The organism is Actinoplanes oryzae, from assembly GCF_030757795.1.
GTDB lineage: Bacteria > Actinomycetota > Actinomycetes > Mycobacteriales > Micromonosporaceae > Actinoplanes.
Window position 1 is genome coordinate 1 of record NZ_JAUQWH010000273.1, and the last position, 7,101, is coordinate 7,101.

Sequence of the window (7,101 nt, forward strand, 5' to 3'; positions counted from 1 at the left end):
GGGCCGGGCCTTCACGGTCTTCTGGCCGGTCAATCGGGCGACGTGGGGATCAAGAAGGCGGCGGCGAGCGTGGCGGCGGAAGATTCGGTAGGTAAGGCCGCCGACAGGGCGCCACTCGCCGACCGGGGCGCCGCTGATCGTGGGGCCGGGCGCCGTCTCCGCCACGGCGCTGTGCGACCCGCTCAACCGCGGCGACCCCACGTAAGGGGGCAGGCGGGGTCAGGCCGACGCCGGGGGCTCGGCGGGGGCCTGGGCGACGAAGGTCTCGGCCGCCCCGGCGTCCACCCCGAGCGTGGCCAGCACCCCGTTGCCGTTCTCCTCCTCCAGCAGCCCCAGCAGCACGTGGCCGGTGCTCACCCCCTCGGCGCCGAGGCGCAGGGCGGCCCGGAAGGTGAGTTCGAGGGCCTTCTTGGCTCGGGCGTCGTACGGGATGAGGACCGGCTCGTCGTCCCCGCGCGCCGGCAGCGTCGCGATCACGGTGTCGCGCGCCTGGCCCAGGTCGAGCCCCTGCGCACGCAGCGCCGCGGTCGCGGTGCCCTCGGTGCCGAGGAGGCCGAGCACGAGGTGGGCGGGGACCATCTCGGCGTTGCCGGCGAGTTTCGCCTCGCTCATGGCGGCGACGACCGCGCTGCGGGCGGCCTGGGAGAACTTGCTGAAGCCGTGCGACGGGTCGGCGTCGGGCTTGCCCACGAACCGCTTCTGGGCGGCCTGCTTGGTCACGCCCATGCTGCGGCCGATGTCGGTCCAGGAGGCGCCGGACCGGCGGGCCTGGTCGACGAAGTGGCCGATGAGGTGGTCCGCGATCTCGCCGATGTGGTCGGCCAGCAGCACCGCGTCGGAGAGCCGGTCGAGGGCGTCGGTGTTGTTCTTGGTGATCGCCGTGATCAGGTCGTCGAGCCTGACCGGCGGGGTCGTCTGCGTCATGCCGTCAACCATAGGTTGACGACACGTCTCCGTCAACCCCAAGTTGACGCCGCCGGATGAGGTGAAAATCGGGTGCAAATCGGTGCGGCCCTGTGACCGGCGTCGCCGCCAGCCGAACAACCGATCGTGTGGAGGATGACGCGGCCGGCCCTGGTTCTCATCGCACTCACCGTGCTGGGGCAGGCAGCGGCCCTGCTGCACGGCGAGCTGCGCGGCGTCGTGATGCTGGCGTCGCTGGTGCTGCTGGACGGCTTCGGCGCGGTGTACAGCGTGCGGGCCGCCCGCCGCGGCACGTACCGGATGTCCTGGCTGCTCGCCGGCGCCGGCCGGGCGTTCTCCCTCGGCGCGACCCTGGCGTTCACCGCGCACGAGGTCACCGGGCTGCGCGGCTGGTGGTGGGCCGGCGTGGCCAGCGGCCTGATCATGTTCGGGTGCCTGACGGCGGCCGCGCTGGCGACGTCGGCGCAGCGGCTCGAGCGGGGGGTGCGACGCTCGTTCGTCGCCGAGGTGGTCACCGTCTTCAGCAGCGGCTTCCTGCTGGTGTGGTACTTCGTGCTCGACCCGGTGCTCAGCCGCGGGGACCGGGGGGCGGACCTGATCTTCGAGGTCGGCTATCCGGTCGGCAACCTGCTGCTGCTCGCGGCGGTCGGCGCTGTGCTCATGCGCGGGCCGGTGAGCAAGCTGACCGGCTCCTCCATGCTGCTGCTGATGGGCATCCTGCTGTACGCCGCCGCGGACACGATCTTCTCCGCCATCCGGATCAACGGCGCGCAGACCAGCGGCTCGGCGGTGTCGAACGGCGCGTTGCTGCTCGCCTCGCTGGTGATGACGGTCGCCGCCGTACGCCAGGCAGCCGCCCCCACCTCCGGCGACAGCGGCACCGGCCGCGTACCCGCCTGGTCGGCGTACGTGCCGTTCGCGGCCGTGGGCGCGGGCAACCTGCTGATCGTGGGCGTGACGATCCACGAGGACGTCTTCCTGCACTGGGGCGCGCTGACCATCGCCCAGGCCGTGACGACGAGCGCGCTCGCCCTGCGCCAGTGGTTCTGGCTGCAGGACAGCCGGCGCCTCAACGTCACCGACCGGCTCACCGGCCTCGCGAACGGCACCGGGCTGCGCGCCCGGCTGGACCAGCTCAAGGACGAGCGGGCCGCGCTCATGCTGCTCGACCTGGACGGTTTCAAGCAGGTCAACGACACGCTGGGGCACGACGCCGGGGACCGGGTGCTGGTCGAGTTCGCGCGGCTCGTACGCCAGTCGGTGCGCCGCGGCGACCTCCCGGCGCGGGTCGGCGGCGACGAGTTCGTGGTGCTGCTGCACGACATCGGCACGGACGCGCAGGCGACCGCCGTGGCCGAGCGCATCCTTGCCGCGCTGCGCAACAACCCGCTCGACCTCGACGGCGAGCGGGTCACCATCCGGTGCAGCATCGGCGTGGCGGTCACCCGCCCCGGCGACACCGCGCGCGAGCTGCAGCATCGTGCCGACGTGGCCATGTACGAGTCGAAGCGCTCCGGCAGCCACGGCTGGCTCATGTACGACCCCGCGATGGCCGACCGCCGCAACCGGGACACCGCGATGGCCGACGCGCTGGCCACGGCGGCCGCCTCCGGGCAGCTCCGGCTCGCCTACCAGCCGCTGGTGGACCTCGGCAGCGGCCGGCCGGTCGGGGTGGAGGCCCTGCTGCGCTGGGAGCACCCGGTGCTCGGGGCGGTGCCGCCGGCCGAGTTCGTGCCGGTCGCCGAGCGTACGGGCGTCATCGCCGAGCTGGGCCTGTGGGCGCTCGAGGAGGCGTGCCGCCAGGTGCAGCAGTGGCGATCGGTCCTGCCCCTCTACGCCAGCGTCAACGTGTCGGCGAAGCAGCTGCAGGATCCCGCCTTCCCGGAGCAGGTCCGGGCGGTGCTGGACCGCACGGGTCTGCCCGCGGAGGCGCTGGTGCTGGAGATCACCGAGTCGGCGATCGTGGACGCGGCGGTGGCCGTGCCCGCGTGCGAGGCGCTGCGGGCGTACGGGATCCGGGTGGCCGTCGACGACTTCGGCACCGGCTACTCGTCGCTGCACCTGCTGACGGACCTGCCGGTGGACATCCTCAAGATCGATCGCAGCTTCGTGGCGAAGCTCGACGGCACCACCCGGGGTGCCGGGGTCGCCGAGGCCGTCATCCGGCTGGCGGGCGTGCTCGGGCTGACCACCGTCGCCGAGGGCATCGAGACGGCCGCGCAGGTCGCCGAGCTGCAGATGCTGGGCTGCACGACGGCCCAGGGCTACCTCTTCGCGCGCCCGATGGGGGCCGGGGACTTCACCCTTGACCTTTCAGCACGCACGCCATCCCCACGAGCCACGGAAGGACCGCCAGCACCGCGCCCTTGACCCCGCCGAAGGCGAGCATGCCGAGTGCCACCAGGCAGAACGCGATGCCGATCAGCATCCGCACCCGGCCCGGCCGGCGGTGCGGCGACTCCTGGAAGGCGGAGGTGAAGCCCGGATCCTCGTGGTGCAGCCGCGCGACGATGTCGTCGAAGCGCCGGGCGTCGTCCGGGTCCTGCGCCATGGCCGCTCCTCAGGATCGCAGCGTCGTGGAGGGGCTCACCCCGAATCTCGTACGGTACGCCGCCGCGAACCGCCCGAGGTGGGCGAACCCGCTCCGGTACGCCACGTCGGCCACCGTGGTGACCGCCGGGTCGCAGTCGCGCAGCATCTCGTGCGACAGCTCCAGCCGCACGTCGCGCAGGTAGGCCATCGGGGTGGTGCCCAGGTGCCGCTGGAACGCGTACTGCAGGCTGCGCCGGCTGACCAGGGCGATCCTGGCGAGCTCCCCGATCGTGTACGCCCGCTGGGGGTCCGCGCGCACCGCCTCCACCACCCGGCGCACCGCGCGGGGCGAGGCAGCCACCGCGCCCGCCCCGTCCAGCATCGGGCGGTACTGGTGGTGGCCGGCCAGCAGGAGCCCGGTGATCACCGAGTCGCGCAGCCGGTCGCCGACCTCGGGATGGTGCAGCAGGCTCTGCTGCTCCCGGGCGTCGACGCTGATCAGCTTGAGCAGCCGCAGCCAGCTGGCGCCCTCGCCGCGGCTCAGGTCGAAGGTCGGCGCGAACATCACCCGCTGCACGACCGGGGCGTCGAGCATCGCGGCGAGCTCACGCTCCAGCGCCTCCTGCTCGATCTTGACAGCGAGCAGCTGGCAGTCGCCGCTCCAGCGCTCGAGGGTGCACTCCCCCACCGGCTGGAAGACCGCGGCGCACGTGGGGGTCGCCACGGACAGCTCGCGCGGCGCCTGCCGCCACACCAGCTCGCCGGTGAGGGGGACGTCGACGTGGTATGCACCCAGGTCGCCGAAGCGCATCCGCACGTCGGCGCCGAAGTAGCAGTCGCCCACGGTCACCGCGTCACCGGTGGCCACGTGGAACTCGGCGCGCCACGGTGCGGGCGACAGCACGTCGACGGCGTGGGAGTAGAAGTGATCGCGGATGAGCGATCGTGCCTGATCGAGGTCGGAGGTCGTCATGGTCACGGACTGCACTGTTCCAGCATGCCAGGCGGCCATCGCCCGCTTCCTTCCGTGGGACGGAAGTCCCGAAGGGCCCCGCTTGCCACGCCGCTGCCATTCCGAAACCCCGGCACACCAGATCGCCCGACAGGGCACCCGGGGGCCCGGGAAGCGGCGGAAAAGCCGTCCCGGAGCATACGCCGAGTGCCCCCGTCGGGGGACGTCCATAAGAGAGACGAATGGCAGATCAGTCCGGGCGGTAGACCGAGGTGTCGCCGGAGGTGGCCTCCTCGTCGTACCCGGCGTGCGGGTTCACCGCGGGGCTGTCGCCGGCCTCGGCGCCCGCGAAGTCGCCGATGCCGGCCACGGACGGGTCGTCGCCGGAGGGCGCGGGCTTGCTCACGGAGTCGCCCGGGCGGCGCAGGGAGGCTTCGTACGCGGTCGTGCCGTCCGGTTCGTCCGTCGGGTGCCGATCTTGTGCAGTCATACCGGACGGATTCCCCGCGGAAGCGCGTCTACTCCTCCAGCCGGCCGTCGCGCAGGGTGAGCACGCGGTCCGCCCGGTCCATGAGCGTGGGGTCGTGCGTGGCGACCAGCGCGGTCATGCCGCGGGCGTCGACCAGGGCGCGGAGCAGGTCCATGATCGCCCGGCCGGTGTCGGAGTCGAGCTGCCCGGTCGGCTCGTCGGCGATGAGCAGCGGCGGGTCGTTGGCCAGGGCCCGGGCCACGGCCACGCGCTGCTGCTGGCCGCCGGAGAGCTCGAACGGCCGCTGGTTCGCCTGCCCGCCCAGCCCGACCAGCTCCAGCAGCAGCGCCACGCGCTCCTCGCGCTGCGCGGGGTCGAAGCCGGCCAGGCGCAGCGGGACGCTCACGTTCTCGGCGGCGGACAGGATCGGGATCAGCCCGAACGACTGGAAGACGAAGCCGATCGTCGAGCGGCGCAGCTTCAGCAGGTCGTCCTCGCCCGCGCCGGAGACGTCGTGCCCGTCGACCTCGACGCTGCCCCGGGTGGGCTTGTCCAGGCCGCCGATGATGTTGAGCAGCGTCGTCTTGCCCGCCCCGGAGCGGCCGCGGACGGCGACGAGCTCGCCCCGGCCGGTGGCGAAGGACACGTCACGGACGGCGTGCACGATGCGGTCGCCCGTCCCGTAGTCGCGGCCCAGCCCGGCCGCGCGGATCAGCACGTCACTCATCGCCGGGCCGCACCTGCACGTGGTCGGGCTCGAGCGTGAGCTGCACCCGGTCCTTCAGCGACAGGGCCTCGACGAACCCGGCGGGGAGCTGCATGCGGCCCGCCCGGTCCAGCAGGGCGTACTCCTGGGACACGATCTCCTCCAGCCCGTCGGCGCCGGTGCGGGCGCTGCGGCGTACCTCCGACGCGGTCCGGCCGTCGCGGATCGCGACCGTCCGGCGGACCTGGTCCGCCACCGCGTGGTCGTGGGTGACCACGACGATCGTCACGCCGAGCTCGGCGTTGATCGTGCGCAGCGCGGCGAACACGTCCGCCGCGGTGGCCTCGTCGAGCTCGCCGGTCGGCTCGTCGGCGAAGAGCACCTCGGGATCGTTGGCGACCGCGACCGCCACCGCCGTGCGCTGCTGCTCGCCGCCGCTCATCTCGGCGGGCCGCCGGTCCGCCAGATGGGCGACACCGGTCATCTCCAGCAGTTCCAGGGCGCGGCCACGCTTCTTGACACCGGCGAGGGTCATGGGCAGCTCGACGTTCTCCCGGGCGGTCAGGTACGGCAGCAGGTTGCGCGCGGTCTGCTGCCACACGAACCCGACGATCTTGCGCCGGTAGCGCAGCCGCCGCCGGGCGTTCATGGTCAGCAGGTCGTAGCCGGCGACCCGGGCGATCCCGGCGGTCGGCACGTCGAGGCCGGACAGGATGTTCAGCATCGTGGACTTGCCCGAGCCGGACGCGCCGACGATGGCGAGCAGCTCGCCGCGGTCGACGGTCAGGTCGAGGCTCTGCAGCGCGACCACCTCGACGCCCTCGGTCTTGAAGATGCGGACGAGGCCGTCGCAGACGATGTGCCCGCGCAGCCGGTCGGTCCCCCCGGCCCGCGCCGCCGCGCGGTCGGCGGCACGGCGCTGCAACTCCCCCAGATCGGGACTGGTCATCAGCTTTCCTCTCCCAGCCGCAGCGACTGTCCGAGACCCATCCGGCGGTGGGCCAGGCTCTCCACGGTCACCGCGCTGACCATCCCGGCCACGAGCAGCGCCAGCGCCCGCAGCGGCAGGTCCCAGCCGACGCTGGGCGCGGCGCCGGCCCCGGCGGTGAACGCGTCGAGGCCCAGCACCGGGCCGAGCAGCTGCGGCAGCGCCCAGCCGACCAGCGCACCGGCCAGGAAGGCGACCGCCAGCAGCGGCGTCAGCTCCAAGATCAGCAGGTTGCGGCCCTGGCGGCGGGACAGGCCGAGCGTACGCAGCCGGGACAGCGCCCGGCCGCGCGCCGGCGCCCCGGCGAGCACCGCCAGCCCCACCGCGAGCAGCGCCAGCGCCGCCGAGCCCGCCGCACCGGCGGTGAACACGAAGCTGAGCAGGCTGTTGACGCCGCTGTCCTGCAGCCCGGTGCGGTAGTCGGCCCAGGTCGTCAGGGCGGCCCGGCGCGGCAGCATGGCGTCGGTGACCTCGGTGACCGCGTCGCCGCCGATCGTGCGGCGCAGCACGCCCAGGTAGTACTCGCGCTG

General features: G+C 73.4%; 8 protein-coding genes. 1 reads left to right on the top strand and 7 read right to left on the bottom strand.

Annotation, left to right across the window (positions count from 1 at the left end; all coding sequences use genetic code 11):
• Positions 1–219: 219 nt before the first annotated feature.
• Complete coding sequence (locus RBH18_RS42205; RefSeq protein ID WP_372339074.1) at positions 220–936, bottom strand: Clp protease N-terminal domain-containing protein; 717 nt, start codon at positions 934–936, stop codon at positions 220–222.
• Positions 937–1,059: 123 nt separating this feature from the next.
• Between RBH18_RS42205 and RBH18_RS42210 the strand changes: the two genes are divergently transcribed.
• Positions 1,060–3,294 (top strand): putative bifunctional diguanylate cyclase/phosphodiesterase, encoded by a 2,235-nt coding sequence (locus RBH18_RS42210; RefSeq protein ID WP_306216139.1) that lies wholly within the window; start codon positions 1,060–1,062, stop codon positions 3,292–3,294.
• On the opposite strand, the gene RBH18_RS42215 is transcribed toward RBH18_RS42210, so the two are convergent.
• From RBH18_RS42215 to RBH18_RS42240, 6 genes are all read right to left on the bottom strand, one after another.
• Positions 3,224–3,475 carry a DUF3040 domain-containing protein gene (locus RBH18_RS42215; RefSeq protein WP_306216140.1) on the bottom strand — a complete coding sequence of 84 codons (252 nt, stop codon included), beginning with the start codon at positions 3,473–3,475 and terminating at the stop codon, positions 3,224–3,226. The genes RBH18_RS42210 and RBH18_RS42215 overlap by 71 nt on opposite strands.
• Positions 3,476–3,484: 9 nt before the next feature.
• Positions 3,485–4,429 (bottom strand): AraC family transcriptional regulator, encoded by a 945-nt coding sequence (locus RBH18_RS42220; RefSeq protein WP_306216145.1) that lies wholly within the window; start codon positions 4,427–4,429, stop codon positions 3,485–3,487.
• A 229-nt stretch (positions 4,430–4,658) separates the two neighbouring features.
• On the bottom strand, positions 4,659–4,898 hold the full coding sequence (locus tag RBH18_RS42225; RefSeq protein WP_306216141.1) for a hypothetical protein: 240 nt from the start codon (positions 4,896–4,898) through the stop codon (positions 4,659–4,661).
• A 28-nt stretch (positions 4,899–4,926) separates the two neighbouring features.
• Positions 4,927–5,604: an ABC transporter ATP-binding protein gene (locus RBH18_RS42230; RefSeq protein WP_306216142.1), complete on the bottom strand. Its 678-nt coding sequence runs from the start codon at positions 5,602–5,604 to the stop codon at positions 4,927–4,929.
• The gene (locus tag RBH18_RS42235) at positions 5,597–6,532 is read right to left on the bottom strand and encodes an ABC transporter ATP-binding protein (RefSeq protein ID WP_306216143.1); all 936 of its coding nucleotides are present in this window, start codon (positions 6,530–6,532) and stop codon (positions 5,597–5,599) included. The genes RBH18_RS42230 and RBH18_RS42235 overlap by 8 nt, the downstream gene beginning before the upstream one ends.
• Positions 6,532–7,101, bottom strand: a 570-nt coding sequence (locus RBH18_RS42240; protein WP_306216144.1) for an FtsX-like permease family protein, incomplete at its 5' end; no start/stop codon positions are given. The genes RBH18_RS42240 and RBH18_RS42235, both read right to left, overlap by 1 nt.